Annotated in this window: 15 protein-coding genes; 8 read left to right on the top strand and 7 right to left on the bottom strand. The window is 70.2% G+C overall.

What is annotated here, in order from left to right:
- Nucleotides 1–45: 45 nt before the first annotated feature.
- Both TSO352_RS22850 and TSO352_RS22845 read right to left on the bottom strand, forming a co-directional pair.
- Nucleotides 46–2,247, bottom strand: coding sequence for a helicase-related protein (locus TSO352_RS22850; protein ID WP_109109488.1), 2,202 nt, complete (start codon nucleotides 2,245–2,247; stop codon nucleotides 46–48).
- Nucleotides 2,244–3,053, bottom strand: a complete 810-nt coding sequence (locus TSO352_RS22845) for an RNA methyltransferase (protein ID WP_109109487.1) — start codon at nucleotides 3,051–3,053, stop codon at nucleotides 2,244–2,246. Before TSO352_RS22845 ends, TSO352_RS22850 begins: the two co-directional genes overlap by 4 nt.
- Nucleotides 3,054–3,267: 214 nt before the next feature.
- Here TSO352_RS22845 and TSO352_RS22840 point away from each other — a divergent pair, with 214 nt between their 5' ends.
- Nucleotides 3,268–4,362 carry a patatin-like phospholipase family protein gene (locus TSO352_RS22840; protein WP_109109486.1) on the top strand — a complete coding sequence of 365 codons (1,095 nt, stop codon included), beginning with the start codon at nucleotides 3,268–3,270 and terminating at the stop codon, nucleotides 4,360–4,362.
- Nucleotides 4,363–4,371: 9 nt separating this feature from the next.
- On the opposite strand, the gene TSO352_RS22835 is transcribed toward TSO352_RS22840, so the two are convergent.
- Together TSO352_RS22835 and TSO352_RS22830 are read right to left on the bottom strand one after the other, a co-directional pair.
- Nucleotides 4,372–7,494, bottom strand: a complete 3,123-nt coding sequence (locus tag TSO352_RS22835; RefSeq protein ID WP_109109485.1) for an efflux RND transporter permease subunit — start codon at nucleotides 7,492–7,494, stop codon at nucleotides 4,372–4,374.
- Between the two features lie 16 nt (nucleotides 7,495–7,510).
- Nucleotides 7,511–8,749 carry an efflux RND transporter periplasmic adaptor subunit gene (locus TSO352_RS22830; RefSeq protein WP_109109484.1) on the bottom strand — a complete coding sequence of 413 codons (1,239 nt, stop codon included), beginning with the start codon at nucleotides 8,747–8,749 and terminating at the stop codon, nucleotides 7,511–7,513.
- A 345-nt stretch (nucleotides 8,750–9,094) separates the two neighbouring features.
- Between TSO352_RS22830 and TSO352_RS22825 the strand changes: the two genes are divergently transcribed.
- Both TSO352_RS22825 and TSO352_RS22820 read left to right on the top strand, forming a co-directional pair.
- On the top strand, nucleotides 9,095–10,171 hold the full coding sequence (locus TSO352_RS22825) for a lytic transglycosylase domain-containing protein (RefSeq protein WP_247872325.1): 1,077 nt from the start codon (nucleotides 9,095–9,097) through the stop codon (nucleotides 10,169–10,171).
- 110 nt (nucleotides 10,172–10,281) lie between these two features.
- Nucleotides 10,282–10,497 (top strand): hypothetical protein, encoded by a 216-nt coding sequence (locus TSO352_RS22820; protein ID WP_109109483.1) that lies wholly within the window; start codon nucleotides 10,282–10,284, stop codon nucleotides 10,495–10,497.
- 283 nt (nucleotides 10,498–10,780) lie between these two features.
- Here the strand turns inward: TSO352_RS22820 and guaA are convergent, their stop codons facing one another.
- Both guaA and TSO352_RS22810 read right to left on the bottom strand, forming a co-directional pair.
- Nucleotides 10,781–12,349: a glutamine-hydrolyzing GMP synthase gene (gene guaA / locus TSO352_RS22815; protein ID WP_109109482.1), complete on the bottom strand. Its 1,569-nt coding sequence runs from the start codon at nucleotides 12,347–12,349 to the stop codon at nucleotides 10,781–10,783.
- Nucleotides 12,350–12,385: 36 nt separating this feature from the next.
- Nucleotides 12,386–12,964, bottom strand: a complete 579-nt coding sequence (locus TSO352_RS22810; RefSeq protein WP_109109481.1) for a GNAT family N-acetyltransferase — start codon at nucleotides 12,962–12,964, stop codon at nucleotides 12,386–12,388.
- A 234-nt stretch (nucleotides 12,965–13,198) separates the two neighbouring features.
- Between TSO352_RS22810 and lptG the strand changes: the two genes are divergently transcribed.
- The 3 genes from lptG to pdxA all read left to right on the top strand — a co-directional run bounded on the left by lptG (nucleotide 13,199) and on the right by pdxA (nucleotide 16,926).
- Nucleotides 13,199–14,293 carry an LPS export ABC transporter permease LptG gene (gene lptG, locus TSO352_RS22805; protein WP_109109480.1) on the top strand — a complete coding sequence of 365 codons (1,095 nt, stop codon included), beginning with the start codon at nucleotides 13,199–13,201 and terminating at the stop codon, nucleotides 14,291–14,293.
- 177 nt (nucleotides 14,294–14,470) lie between these two features.
- Nucleotides 14,471–15,901 carry a peptidylprolyl isomerase gene (locus tag TSO352_RS22800; protein WP_109109479.1) on the top strand — a complete coding sequence of 477 codons (1,431 nt, stop codon included), beginning with the start codon at nucleotides 14,471–14,473 and terminating at the stop codon, nucleotides 15,899–15,901.
- Complete coding sequence (pdxA, locus tag TSO352_RS22795; RefSeq protein WP_109109478.1) at nucleotides 15,901–16,926, top strand: 4-hydroxythreonine-4-phosphate dehydrogenase PdxA; 1,026 nt, start codon at nucleotides 15,901–15,903, stop codon at nucleotides 16,924–16,926. The genes TSO352_RS22800 and pdxA overlap by 1 nt, the downstream gene beginning before the upstream one ends.
- An 83-nt stretch (nucleotides 16,927–17,009) precedes the next feature.
- On the opposite strand, the gene TSO352_RS22790 is transcribed toward pdxA, so the two are convergent.
- Complete coding sequence (locus TSO352_RS22790) at nucleotides 17,010–17,612, bottom strand: NYN domain-containing protein (protein ID WP_109110814.1); 603 nt, start codon at nucleotides 17,610–17,612, stop codon at nucleotides 17,010–17,012.
- A gap of 278 nt (nucleotides 17,613–17,890) precedes the next feature.
- Here TSO352_RS22790 and rpoZ point away from each other — a divergent pair, with 278 nt between their 5' ends.
- Both rpoZ and TSO352_RS22780 read left to right on the top strand, forming a co-directional pair.
- Complete coding sequence (gene rpoZ, locus TSO352_RS22785; RefSeq protein ID WP_109109477.1) at nucleotides 17,891–18,325, top strand: DNA-directed RNA polymerase subunit omega; 435 nt, start codon at nucleotides 17,891–17,893, stop codon at nucleotides 18,323–18,325.
- A 115-nt stretch (nucleotides 18,326–18,440) separates the two neighbouring features.
- Complete coding sequence (locus tag TSO352_RS22780) at nucleotides 18,441–20,606, top strand: bifunctional (p)ppGpp synthetase/guanosine-3',5'-bis(diphosphate) 3'-pyrophosphohydrolase (protein WP_109109476.1); 2,166 nt, start codon at nucleotides 18,441–18,443, stop codon at nucleotides 20,604–20,606.
- Nucleotides 20,607–20,643: the final 37 nt, after the last annotated feature.

The following is a 20,643-nucleotide window of genomic DNA, read 5'->3' as shown; positions in this document are numbered from 1 at the left end:
AAGCCGCAATGTGGTGGCTCTTCCGCCACACAGCTCCGCTGTGGTCTAGCGCCGCCGGGGTCCGAACCGCTTGCGGGGGGCGCCGCGGAAGCCGGCGGCGGGCGGCGCCTCGCGCCGGCGGGCGCGGGAGGCCAGCGCGTCCGACAGGCGCTGGCCGATGGCGTCGCGGGCGCCGCGCACCCGCTCGCGGTCGGGCAGGACATCGGGGAACTTGCGCGACGCCCAGAAATAGAGGTCGCAGGCGCGCGACAGCCCTTCCAGCACGTCGGCCGCCAACCCGTCGAAACGGTCGGGCATCAGCCGGGCCAGCGGCAGCCGGTCGCCCGATTCGACCGCGTCGAGGATGGCGGCGAAGACGCGGGCGTCCTCCGGCTCCTCCAGGTCGGCGGGGGCGAGCAGCAGGTCGAGCCGCGCCGACAGCGCCAGTCGCCGCGCGTCGAGCATCGGCGCCGCCCGCCGCAACGCCGACAGGTCGGCCAGCCGGAAGGGCGAGCCGGCGGTGGCGGCGTCGGCGAAGCACTCCACCAGCAACCGGGTTTCGTCGGCCTCGATGTGGCTGGCCAGCCGGGCCAGCATGGCGCGGGTCGGGCGGACCGGCAGGGGGGCGTCGGCGTGCAGCCGGCGGTCGGGCTGCTCCAGCAGGCGCTTCAGGGTGGCCGGGGTGCCGCGGGCGATGACGCCGAAATGCCCCTCCTCGAACTGGCCGTAGCGGCCGGCGCGGCCGGCGATCTGCTTGACCTCCGTCGCGGTCAGTGGGCGCACGGCGCTGCCGTCGAACTTCTCCAGCGCGGTGAACAGCACGCGGCGGCAGGGCAGGTTCAGCCCCATGCCGATGGCGTCGGTCGCCACCACCACGTCGGCCTCGCCGGCCAGGAAGCGCGCCGCCTCGCGCCGCCGCACCGCCGGGGCCAGCGCGCCGTAGATGGCGGCGACCGACAGGCCGCGCGCCAGCAGCGTGTCGCGCACGCTGTGCACCTCGCGCCGGGAAAAGGCGATCAGCGCGTCGCCGGGCTCGACCTCCGGCCAGTCGAGCCGGCGGTCGAGCATCGACAGCGGCGTCTTGCGCTCCAGCTCCACCACCTCCAGCGGCTCGCCGAGATGGGATGCCGCGCGTTCCACCAGCGGCCGGACCTCCGGCGCGCCGAGGATGTAGACGGTTTCGGCCGGCACCCCCATCAGCGCCGCGGTCCAGGCCCAGCCGCGCGTCGGGTCGGCCAGCATCTGGATCTCGTCGATCACCGCCACCTCGACCGGACGGTCGGGGTCCATCACCTCGATGGTCGACGCGGTGTGACGGGCGCCGGGCGTGCGGATCTCCTCCTCCCCGGTGATCAGGGTGGTCGGCGTGCCCTCGCCGTTCAGCCGCTCCATCACCTCCAGCGCCAGCAGACGCAAGGGAGCCAGATAGACGCCGTCGCGGGCGCCCTTCAGCGCGCTGATGGCGCGGTGCGTCTTGCCGGAATTGGTCGGGCCGATCACCAGCACCAGCCGGCGGTTCATACCGCGCGCCACCGGGAACAGCCGTTCGAAGCGGGAAAAGTCGAACTGACGGTCGACATAGGCGCGGCCGCGCGCCTCCGCCCGGTCGCGCCGCCACTGGTCGTACTCCCGCTCCCAGCGGTCGAGCAGCTCGTCGGCGTCGGTTCGGTTGCGGGCGGCCTTCGACAGCCGCCCGGCCAGGCTGGCGAAGCCCCAGTCGGGATCGTCGCCGGCCCGCCCGGCGAAGCCGCGCAGGGCGGCGGCGACGCGCGACAGCGCCGCCTCCAGCGCGCCGGCCAGGGCGGGGTCATGGTCGAGCCGGGCCGCCAGCTCGGCGTCGGACAGGTCGGACAGCTCAAGCGCGTCGAGGGTGCGGGACGCCTGGAGCTGCACCGGCTGCGGCAGGCCGGGCCAGGGCAGGGCGTCGCTGCGCACGGCGCGCACGCGGGTGCGGTCGTCGCAGGACAGCAGCGCGGTGCGGCTGCCGGCCAGCGCCCGGCGCCCCTGGGCCAGCAGCGCGTCGCGCCGCCGGGCGCGGTCGATGCGGCCGGCGATCTCCATCAGGATGGCCTCGCGCCGCTCCGCCGGGACCAGCAGGTCGCGCTTGCCCTTGGGCAGCGGCAGGCCGAGCGGCACCAGCCCGCGCGCCTCGGCGTCGGTCATCCGCAGCAGCCCGGCGGCGCCCAGCGTCGTCACCTCCGGATGGGCGACGGCGAGGTCGTGGACCAGATGCGGGTCGGCGGGCAGCTCGGGGGCGTGGTCGCTCATGCGTCCTGTCCGCTGGCGACATGGTGCAGCACGATGCCGCTGGTCGTCGCCACGTTGAGGGAATCGAAGCCGCCGGCCATCGGGATGCGCACGCCGCGAGCGCGGGCCAGCAGGGCGGGCGGCAGGCCCGGCCCCTCCGACCCGAACAGCAGGGCGGCGCGGCGCGGCGGGGCCAGGGCGGCCAGGGTCTCGCCGCCGCCGGGGCTCAGCGCCACCGCGTCGAACCCGAAACGATCCAGCAGCGCCAGCGGGTCCTCGCCCGGCGCCAGCCTTGCGGTCGGCACCAGCAGCGTCGCGCCGACCGACACCCGGATCGCCTTGCGATAGAGCGGATCGCAGCAGTTGGGGTCGAGGATCACCGCGTCGGCGCCGAAGGCGGCGGCGTTGCGGAAGATGCCGCCCATGTTGTCGTGGTTGCCGATGGCGAACAGCATCACCACCCGCGCCACCGGCCCGCAGCCGCCGAGCAGGTCGGCCGCCGTCGGGATCACCGTCTTCTCGCCGACCGCCAGGATTCCCCGGTGCAACGGAAAGCCGGCGATGCGGTCGAGCACCGGCTGGCTGGCGGTGTAGACCGGCGTGTCGGCGGGCAACGACGCCAGCATCGGTTCCAGCGCCGCCAGCCGTTTGTCGGCGATCAGCAGCGAGCGGGCGCGGTAGCGGGTGGAGACGACGAGGCTGCGCACCACCACCGCCCCCTCGGCGATGAACAGCCCGTCGCGGCCGACGAGGTCGCGCTCCCGCACATCGCGGTACGGCTCGATGCGCGGGTCGTCGGGGTCGTCGATGGCGATGATGGTGGGCAAGGGGGAACTCGGCGTTCGGGGTGTGTGCCTACTTAGTGCATATGGGGGCGGCTTTCCAATGGCGTGTGGCCTGCGCCTTCCTCCCTCTCCCCCGGGGGAGAGGGGATCCCAGCGGACGGAAGAACACCCATGCCTCATCGGCATACCCCCTTGCCGATGCTCAAGCCTCTGCTCATGTTGCAATGCAGCATGAGTGATTGAGGACGTGCCGACCATGACCATGATCCGCAAGCTGTTGAACCGCGTGCGCCGCAGGCCCGAACCTGTTCGGCCGGCCATGCCGGCGGAACCGCTGGAACTGCCGGCGCCGGAGCCGATGCTGGCCTTGCCGGCGCCGCGGCCCCGGCTGGCGCTGGCGTTGCAGGGCGGCGGGGCGCATGGGGCGTTCACCTGGGGCGTGCTCGACCGGCTGCTGGAGGAGGACATCGACCTCGCCGGGGTCAGCGGGGCCAGCGCCGGGGCGATGAACGCGGTGATGGTGGTGCAGGGCTGGGCGCGTGGTGGGCCGCTGGGCGGACGCGATGGCGCGCGGGCGGAACTGGCGGGTTTCTGGGAGCGGGTGAGCGCCGCCGGCCGGCTGGGGCCGATCCGGCCGAGCCTGTCCGACCGGCTGCGCGGCCGTTGGAACGTCGACCACGCGCCGGGCAGCCATCTGGTGGACTGGGCGCGGCGCTGGGTCACCCCCTACCAGACGCAGCCGGCGGATTTCCACCCATTGCGCGGTCTGCTGGCGGAGATGGTGGAGCCGGCGCTGATCCGGCGGTCGGGCCTGCGCCTGTTCGTCAGCGCCACCAACGTGCGGACCGGCGCGCTGCGGCTGTTCGACGAGACGGAGGTCGGGGTCGACCATCTGCTGGCGTCGGCCTGCCTGCCGCACCTGTTCCGCGCGGTGCGGATCGACGGGCAGGATTATTGGGACGGCGGCTATCTCGCCAACCCGCCGCTGTCCCCGCTGGTCGAGTCCTGCCCCGGCGCCGACCTGCTGGTGGTGGCGATCAACCCGCTGACCTGCGCCACCACCCCGGAGGACCCGGCCGGCATCGCCGCCCGCCTGAACCAGATCACCTTCAACGCCACGCTGCTGCACGAGATGCGCGCGCTTGGCGGCAGTGATGGCGCTCCGCGCCTGCACCTGATCGACGCCGACGAGCATCTCCAGGACCTGGGCCTCTATTCGAAGCTGATGACCGACTGGGGCTTCCTCAGCTGGCTGCGCGACGCCGGGCGCGAAGCGGCGGGGCGCTGGGTGGACGAGAATCGGACGACGATCGGCGTCGAAAGCTCGGCCCGGTCGGCGGCGTTGGTGTGATCGCGAGGTTCACTCCGCCGGCTGCGCCGCGTCGGGGTCCTTGTGGGCGAACCAGCGCTTCATCCGCCGCGACAGCCCGTCGAGGTAGCTGAGCGCCACCGGCACCACCAGCAGCGTCAGGATGGTGGAGGACAGCAGCCCGCCGATCACCGCGTGGGCCATCGGGGCGCGCTGCTGGGCGCCCTCGCCGATGCCCAGCGCCAGCGGCAGCATGCCGAAGATCATCGCCATGGTGGTCATGACGATCGGGCGCAGGCGGATGATGCCGGCCTCCACCAGCCCGTCATGCAGGGCGACGCCGCGCCGCCGGGCCTGATTGGCGAAATCGACCAGCAGGATGGCGTTCTTGGTCACCAGCCCCATCAGCATGATGAAGCCGATGGCGCTGAAGATGTTCAGCGTCGATCCCGCCACCAGCAGCCCGAGGAACACCCCGACCAGCGACAGCGGCAGCGAGGCCATGATCGCCAGCGGTTGCAGGAAGCTGCCGAACTGCGAGGCCAGGATCAGGTAGATCAGGATCACCGCCAGCGCCAGGGCCTGGGCGGCGTAGCCGCTGGTCTCGGCGATGTCCTTGGTCGAGCCGCCGAAGACGATGCGGTAGCCGGGCGGCAGCTCGATCGTCGCCAGCGCCGCCTGCAGCGCGCGCCCGGCGTCGCCGGCGGCGCGGCCCTGGACGTTGGCCTGGACGTTCACCTCGCGCTGCAGGTCGCGGCGGTTGATCTGCGAGGCGCCGAGCGTCGTCGTCACCTCCGCCACCTGGGTCAGCGGGATCATCCGCGGCGTGCCGTTGGCGTCGACCCCGCCGGAAAAATAGATGCGGTCAAGGTCGGCGCGGCCGACCCGGTCGCCTTCCGGCAGGCGGACCAGCACGTCGTAGCTCTCGCCGTCCGGCGCCTTCCAGCTCGACACCGTGTCGCCGGCGAACAGCGGGCGCAGCGTGTCGGCGACCTTGGCGGTGCCGATGCCGAGGTCGCTGGCGATGTCGCGCTCCAGCCGCACCGCCAGCGTCGGCTTGGCCGCCTTCAGCGTGCTGTCGATGTCGACGAAGCCGGGGATCGCCCGCATCGCCGCGCCGACCCGCTGCGACAGCCGGTCCAGCTCGGCGATGTCGCGGCCCTGCACCGACACCTGGATCTGCTTCTGCACGCCGCCGACGCCGGGAATGGCGATGCCGGTGGTGACGCCGGGGATCGCCGACAGCCGCTGGCGCAGCAGCGGGGCGAGGTCGTTGGGCGAGCGCTTGCGCTGTTCGATCGGGGTGTAGCGGATGAAGACGCTGCCGCGGTTGTGGCCGACCGACACGCCGGTGTTGACGGTGCCGTAGGTGTAGGCGACTTCGGGGAATTCGCGGATCGCCGCCTCGACCTGCCGCACCTTGGCGGTGGTGGTGGCGAGCGAGGAGCCGACCGGCGCCTCGACCTCGACGATCTGCTCGCCGAGGTCGGCGGCGGGCACGAACTCGACGCCGATGCGCGGCACCAGGACGAAGCTGCCGGCGAAGATGCCGCCCGCCGCCAGCAGCACCAGCCAGCGCCGCCGCAAGCCCCAGCGCAGCAGCCGGCCGTAGCCATGCGACAGGGCGGTGAAGCCGCGCTCGAACCCGGCGGCGAAGCGGCCGAAGACCGAGCGGCCGTGGCGGCCGTGCGCCGCCGGGTCGTACCAGACGCTGGACAGCATCGGGTCGAGCGTGAAGGACACGAACAGCGAGATCAGCACCGCCGCCGACACGGTGATGCCGAATTGCAGGAAGAAGCGGCCGATGATGCCGCCCATGAAGGCGACCGGCAGGAACACCGCGACGATGGTCAGCGTGGTCGCCAGCACCGCCAGCCCGATCTCCGCCGTGCCGTCCAGCGCCGCCTGCCGGTGACCCTGGCCGCGGCCGAGATGGCGCATGATGTTCTCGCGCACGACGATGGCGTCGTCGATCAGGATGCCGATCGCCAGCGACAGCGCCATCAGCGTCATGATGTTCAGCGTGAAGCCGAAGGCCGCCAGCACGCCGAAGGTGCCGAGCACCGCCACCGGCAGGGTCAGCGCGGTGATGACCGTGCTGCGCCAGGATCCCAGGAAGACCATGACGATCAGGATGGTCAGCACGCCGCCCTCCAGCAGCGTTTCCTGCACGTTGTTCAGCGAGTTGGTGATCCCGCGCGAACTGTCGCGCACCACCGCCAGCGTCACGTCGGGCGGCAGCGCGCCGCTGGTCCGCAGATCCCGGATGGCGGCCTGGAGGCCGCGGGCGACCTCCACCGTGTTGGCGCCCTGGACCTTCACCACGTCGACCGCCAGCGCCGGGTTGCCGTTCAGCAAGGCGGCGGAGTCCTGCTCCTCCTGGCCGTCGAGCACCTCGGCGACCTGGCCCAGCCGCACCGGGCTGTTGCCGCGCCGGGCGACGATCAGGTCGAGCAGTTCGCGCGGGTTGCGCACGCGCCCCTCGACCTGCACCACCCGCTCGCGGCCCTGGCCGCTGACGGTGCCGGCGGGGACGTCCTGGTTCTCGCCCGAGACGGTGGCGATCACCTCGTCGACGCCGATGGTCAGCGCTTCCAGCTTCTCCGGCTTCAGCCGAACCAGGATCTGGCGCTTGACCCCGCCGGCGATGGTCGCCTTGCCGACGCCGCGGACGTTCTGCAAACGCTTCAGGATGATCTGGTCGGTGATGGTGGTGAGGTCGCGCAAGGACCGCAGGTCCGACGTCACCGCGATCGACAGGATCGGCTGGTCGTCGGGGTTGAAGCGGGTGATCTGCGGGTCCTTCACCTCGTCGCGGAAGGTGGCGCGGATGGCCGACACCTTCTCGCGCACGTCCTGCAGCGCCTGGACCGACGAGGTCTTCAGGTCGAACTCGGCGATCACGACCGACTGGCCCTCGTAGGAGCGCGAGGTCAGCGTCTTGATGCCGGCGATGGTGTTGATCGCGTCCTCGACCGGGCGGGTGATGTCGGTCTCCACCGTCTCCGGGCTGGCGCCGGGATAGCTGGTGCTGACCACCACCACCGGGAAATCGACGTCGGGAAACTGGTCGACGCCCAGCCGGTTGTAGGAGAACAGGCCGAGCACCATCAACGCCACCATCATCATGGTGGCGAAGACCGGGTTGTCGACGCTGATGCGGGTGATCGGCATGGTGGTTTTGTCCGGGTCAGGAGCCGGCGACGGTGACGACCCGCCCGGCGGTCAGGCCGGGCAGGTTGCCGGTGACGACGCGGTCGCCCGGCGCCAGCCCGTCGACCTGCACCAGATCGCCGCGCGCCCACACGGCCAGCCGCGTCACTGGCCGGCGCGCCGTGCGGCCGTCGGCGACCACCAGCACGAAGTCGCCCTGGTCGTCATGGCGGATGGCCACCGGCGGCACGGCGACGGCGTTCGCCGCCTCCGCCACCAGCGCCTCGCCGCCGGCGAACATGCCGCCGCGCAGGATGCCGTCCGGGTTGTCGACGGTCACATAGACCGGGATGGCGCGCGATCCCGCCCGCGCCATCGGGTTGATGCGGGCGATGCGGCCGGGGAAGTCGCGGTCGCCGAAGCCCTCCACCCGCAGCGCCACCGTCTGGCCGACGGCGAGTCGCGCCACCTGCTCCGCCGGGACGGTCGCCTCGACCTCCACCCGCGACAGGTCGACGACGGTGAACATGGCGGCGTTGACCGCCAGCGTCTCCCCCGGGTTGACCGCGCGGGTGGCGACCATGCCGTCGATCGGGCTGACCACGACGGCGTCGCGCAGCGCCTTGCGCGCCAGCTCGACCTGGGCGGCCAGCGCGCCGACCTGCGCCTCCTGGAAGCGGAAGCTGCTTTCGGCCTGATCCAGGCTGGTGTCGGACACGATGTTGCTGCGGTTCAGCGTGCGGTTCTTGGCCAGCGTCTTGTCAGCCAGCACCAATTGGGCGCGGGCGCCCTCCAGGTTGGCCTGCTTCTCGGTCAGCCGGGCGGCGAGTTCCACCGTCTCGAACCGGGCGAGCACCTGGCCGCGGCGCACCGCCTGCCCCTCGCGCACCAGCACCTCCGACAGCCGGGCCGCGACCTCCGCCTTGATCGCCGACTGCTCCATCGGCGCCACCGAGCCGCTGAGCCGCACGGTGTCGGCCAGCCGGCGCGGGGCGACGGTGGTCACCTCCAGCGCCGCCAGCTCGACCGGGCGTTCGGCCGCCGGCAGGGCCGGGGCGGCCGGGGGCGCGGCCGGGCCGCGGGCGTGCCAAAGCGCCGCACCCCCGGCCACCACCAACAGCAGGAGCAGCAGCCAGCCCAGCCGGCGGAACCGCCGCGGGTGGGGGAGGGGGGGCTCCCGGACGAGCCCCTGGGCGGGCTCATCCTGGGCGGGGTCGGGCCGCTGGAGATGAAGCGGCGGCGGTGCCGGAGACACGGTCCTGTGCGGGGCGGTCATCACACTCGATCCTGTTCGGCGGCCCTGTTCGGCAGCGCTTTTCGGTGGCCAGTGCCCGGTGCCGTGGGCTGGAGGGCGGGTTGCAGGCCCGGTCGCCGCCTTCCATTAAGGATGGCGGCGATGTTCCGTCAAGGTTCTCATTGTCGCGCCGGTCCTCTGTTCGTTCGGCACTGAAGAACGGCTTATGGAGATTTGCCGAAAATCCGAATTGTCCAGTGCGGGGCAAGGCATCATCGGGACAGGCGTCAAGAAAAGGTCACGTTGTCGCTTGACAGGCATGAGCTGTACATTGGAGAAACGTTCCGACACTTTGCCCGCCTGCGCCAACTGCTCGGAAATCCACTCGTGGTCAAACGAAACCTCGCGACGATCCACGCCGCCGGTGCGGTGCTGTGCCTGGCCGTCGGTGCCCTCGGGCTTGCCGGCTGTGCCTCCGAACCGCCGCAGACCGCGGCGGCCCCGGTGGCGGCAGCCTATGCGCCCGATCCGAACGACCCGCTGGCCCGCTGGGTGCCGCTGATCCGCGAGGCGTCGCAACGCTACGACATGCCGGAAAAATGGATTCGCGCGGTGATGATGCGCGAGAGCAACGGGCGCGCCACCGGCAGCAGCGGCAAGGTGCTGACCAGTTCCGCCGGCGCGATCGGCCTGATGCAGGTGATGCCCGGCACCTACGATCTGATGCGGGTGCAGTATGGGCTGGGGCCGGATCCGTCCGATCCGCATGACAACGTGATGGCCGGCGCCGCCTATCTGCGCCAGATGTACGACCTGTTCGGCGCCCCCGGGTTCCTCGCCGCCTACAATTGCGGCCCGGCCTGCTACGCCCAGCATCTGGCCGGCAAGCAGAGGCTGCCGCGCGAGACCAAGCTGTATCTGGCGGCCCTGACCCCGGTGCTGCGCGGCTCCGCCCCGCGCGAGCCGTCGCAGTCCGTCGGCGCCTCGGCGATCGAGGTGGCGGTGGTGCCGGACGACGCGCCCAAGCCGCGCGGGACCTCCGCGTCGCCGGCGTCGCTGCCGCCGCAGCGTGCCGAGCCGGCCCCCGTGGTGGTGGCCTCGGCCGAGGCCCCGCTGCCGTCCCCGCCGTCGCGCGCCGTCGAGCCGCGGCGGATGGAACCGAAGGCGGTGGAACCCGCTCCGGCTCCGGTGGTGGTCGCCTCGATCACGCCGCCCGCACCCGCCGCCGCGGTCGCCAAGCCCATCCAGGTCGCCAGCCTCGAGTCGGCCTCGCCGGCGACGGTGCATCAGGTCGCCCCGCAGTTCGCGACCCAGGTGGCCGAGGCGCTGCTGCCGCCGCAGGCCGCCGCCGGCAAGGGCGAGCGGGTGGTCATGCGTTTCGTCTCGCAACGCGCCGACGGCTGCGGCAGCATGGCCGGCCGCGACCGCGTCTGCGTCGCGCTGGCCAGCGGCCCGGGGATGTAAGGGGGGCGGGCGCTTGGCGGCGCCTTCCCGCACACAATTTTTTTGCATCCTTGCGGTCGGATTTGATCCGCATCACTTACGGAGCGCGTCGGCACTGGCATAGAGGTGGGATGGACCGGTCCGAACACACATCCAGCCCCTACCCGCCCTGCTCCTGCTGCGGTGACGAGGTGCTGCTGGGGGAACCCATGTACTGGACCCCGGAGCGCCCGGGTCGCGTCTGGCACGACCTCTGCGCCCAGAAGGAAGGGCTGCTGCCGTCCACGCCCAAACCGGTGCGCGGCAAGCGGCGCGGCCGGTCCCAGCACGCCGAACCGCTGTTCTGAACGGGTAAACGGCTGGGATAATCCCACCGGACGAGCCGGGTGTTTCGAAAGATTTCCGTCATTCCCGCGAAGGCGGGAATCCCGCTTACCCATCGCTTCACTTGCGGAATGGCTGGTCCCCGCCTCCGCGGGGATGACGGTGGCATGAGCGCTATCCGGTTCCCTGGCGTCTGGATTTCTCAAGCCAGGGTTTGCACGCCCGATCGCTTCGGACGGAAAAAAGGGGCGGTTTCCCGCCCCTTTTCCGTGACCGATCTTCAACGGTGGTCGGCGGAACCCCGCCTCACTCCCACTCGATCGTGCCGGGCGGCTTCGACGTGATGTCGTAGACCACGCGGTTGACGCCGCGGACCTCGTTGACGATGCGGTTGGACACCCGCGCCAGGAAGTCGTGGGGGAAGGGGAACCAGTCGGCGGTCATGCCGTCGGTGGAGGTCACCGCGCGCAGCGCCAGCACATGGTCGTAGGTGCGGCCGTCGCCCATCACGCCGACCGTGCGCACCGGCAGCAGCACCGCGAAGGCCTGCCAGATCGCGTCGTAGAGGCCGGCGTTGCGGATCTCCTCCAGATAGACCGTGTCGGCCTTGCGCAGGATCTCCAGCTTCTCCGGCGTGATCTCGCCGGGGACGCGGATGGCGAGGCCCGGGCCGGGGAAGGGGTGGCGGCCGATGAAGGCGGGCGGCAGGCCGAGTTCGCGGCCCAGCGCGCGGACCTCGTCCTTGAACAGCTCGCGCAGCGGCTCGACCAGCTTCAGCTTCATGCGGTCGGGCAGGCCGCCGACATTGTGGTGCGACTTGATGGTGACCGACGGGCCGCCGGTGAAGGACACGCTCTCGATCACGTCGGGGTAGAGGGTGCCCTGGGCGAGGAACTCGGCGCCGCCGATCTTGTGGCTTTCCTCGTCGAACACGTCGATGAACAGGCCGCCGATGATCTTGCGCTTCTGCTCCGGGTCGGTGACGCCGGCCAGCTTGCCGAGGAACAGGTCCGACGCCTCGCGGTGGACCAGCGGGATGTTGTAGTGGTCGCGGAACAGGCGCACGACCTCTTCCGACTCGCCGGCGCGCATCAGGCCGGTGTCGACGAAGATGCAGGTCAGCTGGTCGCCGATCGCCTCGTGGATCAGCACGGCGGCCACCGACGAATCGACGCCGCCCGACAGGCCGCAGATCACCTTGCCGCTGCCGACCTGGGCGCGGATCTTCTCGATCGCCTGTTGCTTGAAGGCGGCCATCGTCCAGTCGCCGGTGATGCCGGCGACGCGGTGGACGAAGTTCGCCAGCAGCTGGGCGCCGTGCGGGGTGTGGACCACCTCCGGGTGGAACTGCACGCCGTACAGCCGGCGCTGGTCGTCGGCGATGGCGGCGAAGGGCGCGCCGTCGCTGACCGCCACCGCGCGGAAGCCGGGGGGCAATGCTGTGACGCGGTCGCCGTGGCTCATCCACACCTGCTCGCGCGATCCGATGTCCCACAGCCCGTCGAACAGGGCGCAGGGCTCCTTGATCTCGATGAAGGCGCGGCCGAACTCGCGGTGGTCGGAGCCCGACACGGTGCCGCCCAGCTGGTGGCACATCGTCTGCTGGCCGTAGCAGATGCCCAGCACCGGCACCTTCAGGTCGAACACCGCCTGCGGCGCGCGCGGGCCGTTCGCCTCGGTGACGGAGGCCGGGCTGCCGGACAGGATCACGGCCTTGGGGTCGTACTCGCGAATGCGCTCGTCGCTCATGCCGAACGGGTGGATCTCGCAGTAGACACCGCTCTCGCGCACGCGGCGGGCGATGAGCTGGGTGACCTGCGACCCGAAATCGAGAATGAGAACGCGTTCAGAGGACAGGGAGGCGGCGCTGGACATCGACGAATCCTGATGCGGGGGACTCAAGGCCCTTCACTACCGCACCTCCGGCCCCGCCGACAAGCGTGCAAGCGGCGTCAGGTCGCGCCAGCCATAGGCGATCTCCACCAGATCGCTGCCGGCGAAGCGGATCGGCCGTTCCGCCACGCGCAGGCCGCCCAACCGTTCGTAGAACCAGCGCGACGGGTTGTCGCGCAGGCACCACACCGCGGCGGAGCGGATGCCGGCGGCCAGGAACCGGTCGGCCATCGCCGCCATCAGCCGACGGCCGATGCCGTAGCCCTTGGCGTCGTCCAGCAGGTAGAGCGCGTGGAACTCCCCGGTGTGGCCCTCCACCGCGACGCGGCGCGTCCCGAAGGAGGCGATGCCGACCACGGTGCCCGGCGGCGCCAGCGCGCCGGCGACGTCCACCGCGACGAAGGCGCCCTGGCCGGGCGCCCTGGCCTCGGCGATGGCGGCCCAGCGCTGGGCGGCGGCCGGCTCCGACAGCGCCACCAGGAAGGGGTTGGGGATCATGCCGGGGTAGGTCGACCGCCAGCTCTGCACATGGACCCGCGCCATGGCGGCGGCGTCCGTCGCGCGCGCCTCGCGGATTGCGACCGTGGTGTCCGTCATCGACCGGCCCTCCCGTGCACACCCTTGCCCCACAGATAGTTTGGCTGCCGGACCGGGGAAGTCCAGCCGGAAAACGGGGCCGAGGCGGGGGAGCCATTTCGCACATGGCCGCCATGGCGCGCGGCGGGCGCGGTTGTCATCGCGCTGCAACAGGGGTAAACAGCCGGGACTCGTTCCGGCGGGCGCCCACGGTTGCACGGCGCCGCGGCCGGGGATCCGGAGACCGGACACCGCATGTACTCCTCGCCGACCCTGTCCCGCTACATCGGGCGCCAGTTCATCGTCTGGTTCTGCCTGCTGATGGTGATCCTGCTGGCCATCGTGCTGCTGCTGGACACCGTCGAGCTGCTGCGCCGCGCCGGCACCAAGCCCCACGTCACCTTCGGGCTGGTGGTGGAGATGGCGCTGCTGAAGCTGCCGGAGATCGGGCAGCAGATCTTCCCCTTCGTCATCCTGTTCGCCGGCATGTTCACCTTCTGGCGGCTGACCCGCAGCGCGGAGCTGGTGGTGGCGCGCGCCGTCGGCGTGTCGGCGTGGCAATTCCTGATGCCGGTGCTGTTCGCCGCCGCCGCCATCGGCGTGGTGAAGGTCACGCTGATCAACCCGGTCGGCGCGGTGTTCATCGCCAAGTACGACCAGTTGCAGGACCGTTACCTGAAGCTCCAGTCCAGTTCGCTGAACATCTCGCGGTCCGGCCTGTGGCTGCGCCAGAGCAACGAGACCGACCAGTTCTTCATCCACGCCGAGCTGGTCAACCCGGTGACCTTCGAGCTGTCGAACGTCATCGTCTTCCTGTTCGACGCCAACCAGACCTATCTCGGCCGCGTTGATTCGCCCGCGGCGGCGCTGAAGGACCGGCGCTGGGAGTTGCAGGACGCCGTGCTGAACATGGCGCGGAAGGACCCGGAGAAGCTGGAGAGCTACACCATCCCGACCGAACTCGACATGACGACGATCGAGGAGAGCTTCGCCCCGCCGGAGACGATTTCCTTCTGGGAGCTGCCGCGCTTCATCCACACGCTGGAGACCACCGGGTTCCCGGCCGTGCGTCACCGGCTGCATTACCAGTCGCTGCTGGCCCAGCCGTTCCTGTTCCTGGCGATGGTGCTGTTCGCCGCCGCCTTCTCGCTGCGGCTGCCGCGGCGCGGCGGCACCATGGCGATGGTCACCGGCGGCGTGCTGACCGGATTCGTCCTGTTCGTGATGACCGACGTGGTGCGCACCTTCGGCATGTCGGAAACGATCCCGATCATCATGGCCGCCTGGAGCCCGGCGGGCATCAGCCTGCTGCTGGGCACCGCCGCCCTGCTGCATCTGGAGGATGGCTGATCGCGGCGGGTTGGTGGCGCGATCTCCGGGGCGAACCGTCGCAAGGCGCCGGTTATCCGGGGCGGTCATAATTCCGCCGCCTTAATTCCGCACAGAATCAAGGCGGATCGGATTCCGTTTGCACAGGGACTGAGCCCACCGTAATAACGGGCGACCCGTTTTTGGAGCTTGAGCACCATGTCGAGTTTGCGAGCCGTCCGGTCTGCCTTCGCCGTGGCGACTGCCTGCGCCCTTCTGGCTCTGCCCGCCGCGGCGCAGTCGAACAAGGCGCCCGGCAGTGCCGCCGCCCCGCGGGTGCCGGGTGCCGAGGGCATTGCTGCGGTCGTCAACGACGAGGTGGTCTCCGTCTCCGACGTCAACGCCCGCATCCGCATGGCGCTGCTGAACGCCGGCGCCGCCGAAAGCCAGGAGACGCGCCAGCGGCTGGCCCCGCAGGTGCTGCGCCTGCTGATCGACGAGCGGTTGCAGATGCAGGAGGCCAAGCGCCAGGGTGTCAGCGTCTCGGCCTCCGAGATCGACGACGCGATCAAGCGCATCGCCGAGCAGAACCGGATGAACCGAGGCCAGCTCGACGAGATGCTGAAGCGGCAGAACGTGCCGGTCTCCACCCTCAAGGACCAGATCAAGGCGCTGCTGGCCTGGCAGAAGGTGATGCAGCGCCGCGGCCGCCAGGAGATCGTCGTCGGCGAGGACGAGGTCGACGCGGCGATGGAGCGGCTGAAGGCCAACATCGGCAAGCCGGAATATCTGGTCGCCGAAATCTTCCTGGCCGTCGACACCCCCGACCAGGACGACGAGGTGCGGCGCAACGCCGACCGTCTGGTCGAGGAGGTCAAGCGCGGCGGCAACTTCTCGGCGCTGGCCCGTCAGTTCTCGCAGTCGGCCGGCGCCGCCTCGGGCGGTGACCTGGGCTGGGTGCGCACCGGCGAGCTGTCGGCGGAGGTGGACAAGGCGCTGTCCGGCATGCGCGCCGGCCAGCTGTCCGCGCCGATCCGCACCGCCACCGGCTACCACATCCTGCTGGTGCGCGGGCAGCGGCCCTTCGGCAGCAGCGGCGGCGAGATGCCGATGCCGGCGGCCCAGCCCGCCGCGCCGCGCCCGCAGGCGCGTCCCGACGTGGCCAAGGCCACCGTCAACATGAAGCAGATCATCATCCCCATCGAGTCCAAGGAGCAGGCCAAGGCGGTCAAGGAACAGGCGGAGAAGCTGCGCAAGTCGATCAAGAGCTGCGGCGACTTCCAGGCCCGGGCCAAGGACAGCGGCATGCCGGAATCGGGCGACATGGGCACGATGCGGGTCAAGGACATGGCGCCCGGCCTGCAGAACCTCGCCCTCGGCATCCCGCTGGGCCAGCCCAGCCCGGTGCTGATGAGCCAGGCCGCCGCGGTCATCCTGATCGTCTGCAAGCGCGACGTCCCGATGATCCAGCCGCCGCCGGAAGCCCAGCCGAAGCCGGCCCCCGCCCCGGCCCCGGCGCCGGTCAAGGAGGCCAAGCTGCCCGGCCGCGACGAGGTGGAGCGTGACCTGATCAACGAGCGGGCCGACCTGCTGTCGCGGCGCTACCTGCGCGACCTGCGCCGCACCGCCTTCATCGAGGTGCGCATCTGATGGCCGCCCCGCCGGATGCGCTGCCGCTGGCCGTCACCATGGGCGAGCCGGCCGGCATCGGCGGGAACATCACGCTGAAGGCCTGGGCGGCGCGCCGCGAGGCAGGTCTGCCGCCCTTCGTCGTGCTGGACGACCCGGCCCGCTTGGCGGCGCTGGCGGCTCGGCTGGGGCTGGCCGTTCCGGTGCAGGCGGTCGGGTCGGCGGCGGAGGCCGTGGCCCTGTTCGACCGCGCCTTGCCGGTGCTGCCGGTGGCTCTCGCCGTTCCGGTGGTTGCCGGCGCGCCCAATCCGGCGAACGGGGCCGCGGTGATCGCCAGCATCGACCGCGCCGTCGCCCTGGTGCGGGCGGGCGAGGCCGCCGCGGTGGTCACCAACCCGATCCAGAAATCGGCGCTCTACGCCGCCGGCTTCCGCCATCCCGGCCACACCGAGTATCTGGCCCATCTCGCCGGGCTGACGGACGAGCCGATCATGATGCTGGCGGCGGCCGACCTGCGGGTGGTGCCGGTCACCATCCATGTCGCCTTGCGCGACGCGGTGAACCAGTTGACCAGCGCGGCCATCATCCACGCCGGCCAGGTCACCGCGGCGGCGCTGGCCCGCGACTTCGGCATCGCCCGGCCGCGGCTGGCGGTGGCGGCGCTGAACCCGCACGCCGGCGAGGGTGGGGCGATGGGCCGCGAGGAGATCGACATCATCGCTCCGGCGGTCGCGGCCCTGCGGGCGGAGGGCATCGAGGTCATCGGCCCGCGGCCGTCCGACACGCTGTTCCACGCCGCCGCCCGCCGCGGCTTCGACGCGGCGCTGTGCATGTATCACGACCAGGCGCTGATCCCGCTGAAGACGGTCGATTTCGACAGCGGCGTGAACATCACGCTGGGGCTGCCCTTCGTCCGCACCTCGCCCGACCACGGCACGGCGCTGGACATCGCGGGGACGGGGACGGCGAACGCGACCAGCCTGATCGCGGCGCTGACCACCGCCGACCGCATGGCGCGGCACCGGAGCGGGGCGCGTCCCGCCTAGGCGTTTGCCCCGTCCCACAAAGCGAAAAGGAGCGCCAGAGCGCTCCTTTTTTCGTGCTATTTAGCCGCTTGGCCGGCGCGGGATCAGCCGCGATCGTCGGGGTCGTACATCGTCGGGCCGCTCTGGTGGTCCTGGTGGCCGGCGGTCGGTTCGCGGTGATGGTGGGTGCGGGCGATGAAAGGTGCCAGTTCCTGCAGCTCGATGAAGTTGTCGGCCTGCCGGCGCAGTTCGTCGGCGACCATCGGCGGTTGCGAGCGCACCGTGCTGACCACGCTGACGCGAACGCCCTTGCGCTGCACCGCCTCCACCAGCCGGCGGAAGTCGCCGTCGCCGGAGAACAGCAGGATGTGGTCGACATGGTCGGCCATTTCCATCACGTCGATGGCCAGCTCGATGTCCATGTTGCCCTTGATCTTGCGGCGGCCGGACGCGTCGGTGAATTCCTTGGTCGGCTTGGTGACCATGGTGTAGCCGTTGTAGTCGAGCCAATCGACCAGCGGCCGGATCGGCGAGTATTCCTGATCCTCAACCAACGCGGTGTAGTAGAAGGCGCGCATCAGCCGGCCCTCTCCGGCAAAGCCGTCCCGCAACCTTTTGTAATCGATGTCAAATCCCAATGAACGCGCAGCGGCGTAGAGGTTCGCGCCATCAATGAACAAAGCGAGCCGTTCTTCCTTATAAAACAACTTGCTGACGTCGCGGGGCAAAGTCGAATTGCGGTCCAATGCCTGGATCCTTCCATCGCTGCTTGTGGATTATCAATGGAGCGTGCGAAAAATCTCGCATTCCAATTTTGAAACTTAGTGGATTTGTTACCAACAAACAAGAGGGTGGCGCCTTCCGCTCGCCGCCCGCTGCCGAGTGCCCGTCCCGCGCAGGGCAGCAACGCCGTCGTTCGCGCTTGCACCACTGGGACCTCATCCATATAGTCTAGAGCCTCCTTTGAATCCGGAGTTCGTCTGGCATGGCCCGCGTTACCGTTGAAGATTGCGTCCTGAAGGTTCCGAACCGTTTCGAGCTGGTGATGATGGCCGCTCAGCGCGCGCGCGAAGTGGCGAGCGGTGCGCCGTTGTCGATCGACCGCGACAACGACAAGAACCCGGTGGTGGCGCTGCGCGAGATCGCCGACGAGACGGTGTCGCTGGAATACCTGAAGAACGCGCTGATCAAGGGCCACCAGAAGCACGTCGAGCCCGACGAGCCCGAGGAGGAGATCGTCGAGCTGATGGCCGGCGAGAACGATTGGGCCGCCCGCGGCAACAACTCGCTCGGCGACGACGACGGCATGAGCGAGAGCGACGGCGAGGAGTTGACCGAAGAGGACGACGTCGCCGCCGACATGGATGCCGAGCCGGGCGCCGGTTTCGCCATGACCGAGGATCCCGACGGAGATCTCTGATTCTGGACAACGACCGCAGGACCCTGACCAGGGTGGGGGGCATCCGGCCCCCCTTCGGTTCCCATAGGACCTTCGTGAACACACCAGAGGCGCCGCGTGCGTCGGGTCGGGCCCCATGATCCGGCAGTACGAGCTTGTCGAGCGCGTCAAAGCGTATGATCCCTCGGCCGACGAGGATCTTCTCAACCGCGCCTACGTTTATTCGATGAAGGCGCACGGGTCGCAGACGCGCGCGTCGGGCGATCCCTACTTCCTCCACCCGCTGGAGGTCGCCGGCATCCTCACCCAGATGAAGCTGGACGCCGGCACCATCGCCACGGCGCTGCTTCACGACACGGTCGAGGACACCGTCGCCACGCTCGACGACATCGAGCGGGTGTTCGGCAAGGAAATCGCCCGGCTGGTCGACGGCGTGACCAAGCTGTCGCGCCTTGAACTCCACAGCGAACAGGCCAAGCAGGCGGAGAATTTCCGCAAGCTGGTGCTGGCCATGTCGGAGGACATCCGTGTCCTGCTGGTGAAGCTGGCCGACCGGCTTCACAACATGCGCACGCTGTTCCACCTGAAGAAGCCGGAAAAGCGCCGCCGCATCGCCCGCGAGACCATCGAGATCTACTCGCCCTTGGCCGAGCGCATCGGCATGCACAAGATCAAGGACGAGCTGGACGATCTGGCCTTCGCCGAGCTGAACCCCGACGCGCGCGACAGCATCCTGGCCCAGCTGGCCCGCCTGCGCAGCGAGGGCGAGAACCGCGTCCAGACCATCATCACCGAACTGCGCGAGCTGCTGGCCTCCGAAGGGCTGCCGGAAGCGACGGTGTCGGGGCGCGAGAAGTCCGCCTACTCGATCTGGCGCAAGCTGCAGCGCAAGAATGTCAGCTTCGAACAGCTCTCCGACATCATGGCCTTCCGCATCACGGTCGGCTCGGTCGGCGAATGCTATCAGGCGCTGGGCGTCGTCCACGCGCATTACCCGGTCGTGCCGGGGCGCTTCAAGGACTACATCTCCACGCCCAAGCCCAACGGCTACCGCAGCCTGCACACCGGCGTGATCGGTCCCGGCCGCAACCGGATCGAGGTGCAGATCCGCACCCAGGACATGCACGAGATCGCCGAGCTGGGCGTCGCCGCCCACTGGGCCTACAAGCAGGACCACCAGCCGCGCCCGAACGGCGGCGAGTACCGCTGGCTGCGCGAACTGCTCGACATCCTGGAGCACGCGCAGAAGCCGGAAGAGTTCCTGGAACACACCAAGCTGGAGCTGTTCCAGGACCAGGTGTTCTGCTTCACGCCGAAGGGCGACCTGATCGCGCTGCCGCGCGGGGCGACGCCGGTCGATTTCGCCTACGCCGTCCACTCGCAGGTCGGCGACCATTGCGTCGGCGCCAAGATCAACGGCCGCATGCTGCCGCTGCGCACCCAGCTGCAGAACGGCGACCAGGTCGACATCGTCACCTCCAAGGCGCAGACGCCGGTCCCGGGCTGGGAACGCTTCGTCGTCACCGGCAAGGCGCGCGCCCGCATCCGCAAGTTCCTGCGCACCCAGCAGCGCGCCCAGTATATGGAACTGGGCCGCGGCATGCTGATGCGGCAGTTCAAGTCGGAAGGCTACGAGTTCACCGAGAAGGCGCTGGAAGCCGCCACCAAGATCTTCCAGCAGCCGACGGTGGACGATCTGATGGCCGGCGTCGGCTCCGGCCTGCATTCGGTGCGCGAGGTCTTCCACGCCGTCTTCCCCGGCCACAAGGCGCAGGCCGCGCCGGCGGTGCGCGAGGTGGAGGAACCCGGCGTCCCCACCATCAAGCCGAAGAAGGCGCGCAAGGAATCGGCGCTGCCGATCCGTGGCCTGATCCCCGGCATGGCGGTGCATTACGCCCGGTGCTGCCACCCGCTGCCCGGCGACCGCATCGTCGGCATCGTCACCACCGGCAAGGGCGTGACGATCCACACCATCGACTGCGAAACGCTGGAAAGCTTCCACGAATCGCCGGAACGCTGGATCGACGTGTCGTGGGAAACCGGCCCCGATTCGCCGGAGGAGCATGTCGGCCGCATCACCGTGGTCATCGCCAATGAACAGGGCTCGCTCGGCACGCTGTTCACGGTGATCGGCAAGAACCAGGGCAACGTCATCCACCAGAAGATCACCAACCGCAGCACCGACTATTTCGAGTTGCTGATCGACATCGACGTGAAGGACGCCAAGCACCTGACCAACATCATGGCCGCCCTGCGCGCAACCCCGGCCATCCACTCGGTGGAGCGCGCGCGGGGACGGTAAATTCCCTGTCATCTGCGGGTGCATCGGTCGGTTCGGC

Source organism: Azospirillum sp. TSO35-2 (assembly GCF_003116095.1).
GTDB lineage: Bacteria > Pseudomonadota > Alphaproteobacteria > Azospirillales > Azospirillaceae > Azospirillum.
Note: the sequence above shows the minus strand (reverse complement) of the source record. Positions and strands in the feature narration are given on the sequence as shown.

Coding starts and splice junctions, on each gene's coding strand:
- TSO352_RS22840 (WP_109109486.1), top strand. CDS start 3,268: ATGACCATGATCCGCAAGCTGTTGAACCGCGTGCGCCGCAGGCCCGAA.
- TSO352_RS22830 (WP_109109484.1), bottom strand. CDS start 8,749: ATGACCGCCCCGCACAGGACCGTGTCTCCGGCACCGCCGCCGCTTCAT.
- lptG (WP_109109480.1), top strand. CDS start 13,199: ATGTACTCCTCGCCGACCCTGTCCCGCTACATCGGGCGCCAGTTCATC.
- TSO352_RS22850 (WP_109109488.1), bottom strand. CDS start 2,247: ATGAGCGACCACGCCCCCGAGCTGCCCGCCGACCCGCATCTGGTCCAC.
- TSO352_RS22820 (WP_109109483.1), top strand. CDS start 10,282: ATGGACCGGTCCGAACACACATCCAGCCCCTACCCGCCCTGCTCCTGC.
- rpoZ (WP_109109477.1), top strand. CDS start 17,891: ATGGCCCGCGTTACCGTTGAAGATTGCGTCCTGAAGGTTCCGAACCGT.
- pdxA (WP_109109478.1), top strand. CDS start 15,901: ATGGCCGCCCCGCCGGATGCGCTGCCGCTGGCCGTCACCATGGGCGAG.
- TSO352_RS22835 (WP_109109485.1), bottom strand. CDS start 7,494: ATGCCGATCACCCGCATCAGCGTCGACAACCCGGTCTTCGCCACCATG.
- TSO352_RS22780 (WP_109109476.1), top strand. CDS start 18,441: ATGATCCGGCAGTACGAGCTTGTCGAGCGCGTCAAAGCGTATGATCCC.
- TSO352_RS22810 (WP_109109481.1), bottom strand. CDS start 12,964: ATGACGGACACCACGGTCGCAATCCGCGAGGCGCGCGCGACGGACGCC.
- guaA (WP_109109482.1), bottom strand. CDS start 12,349: ATGTCCAGCGCCGCCTCCCTGTCCTCTGAACGCGTTCTCATTCTCGAT.
- TSO352_RS22800 (WP_109109479.1), top strand. CDS start 14,471: ATGTCGAGTTTGCGAGCCGTCCGGTCTGCCTTCGCCGTGGCGACTGCC.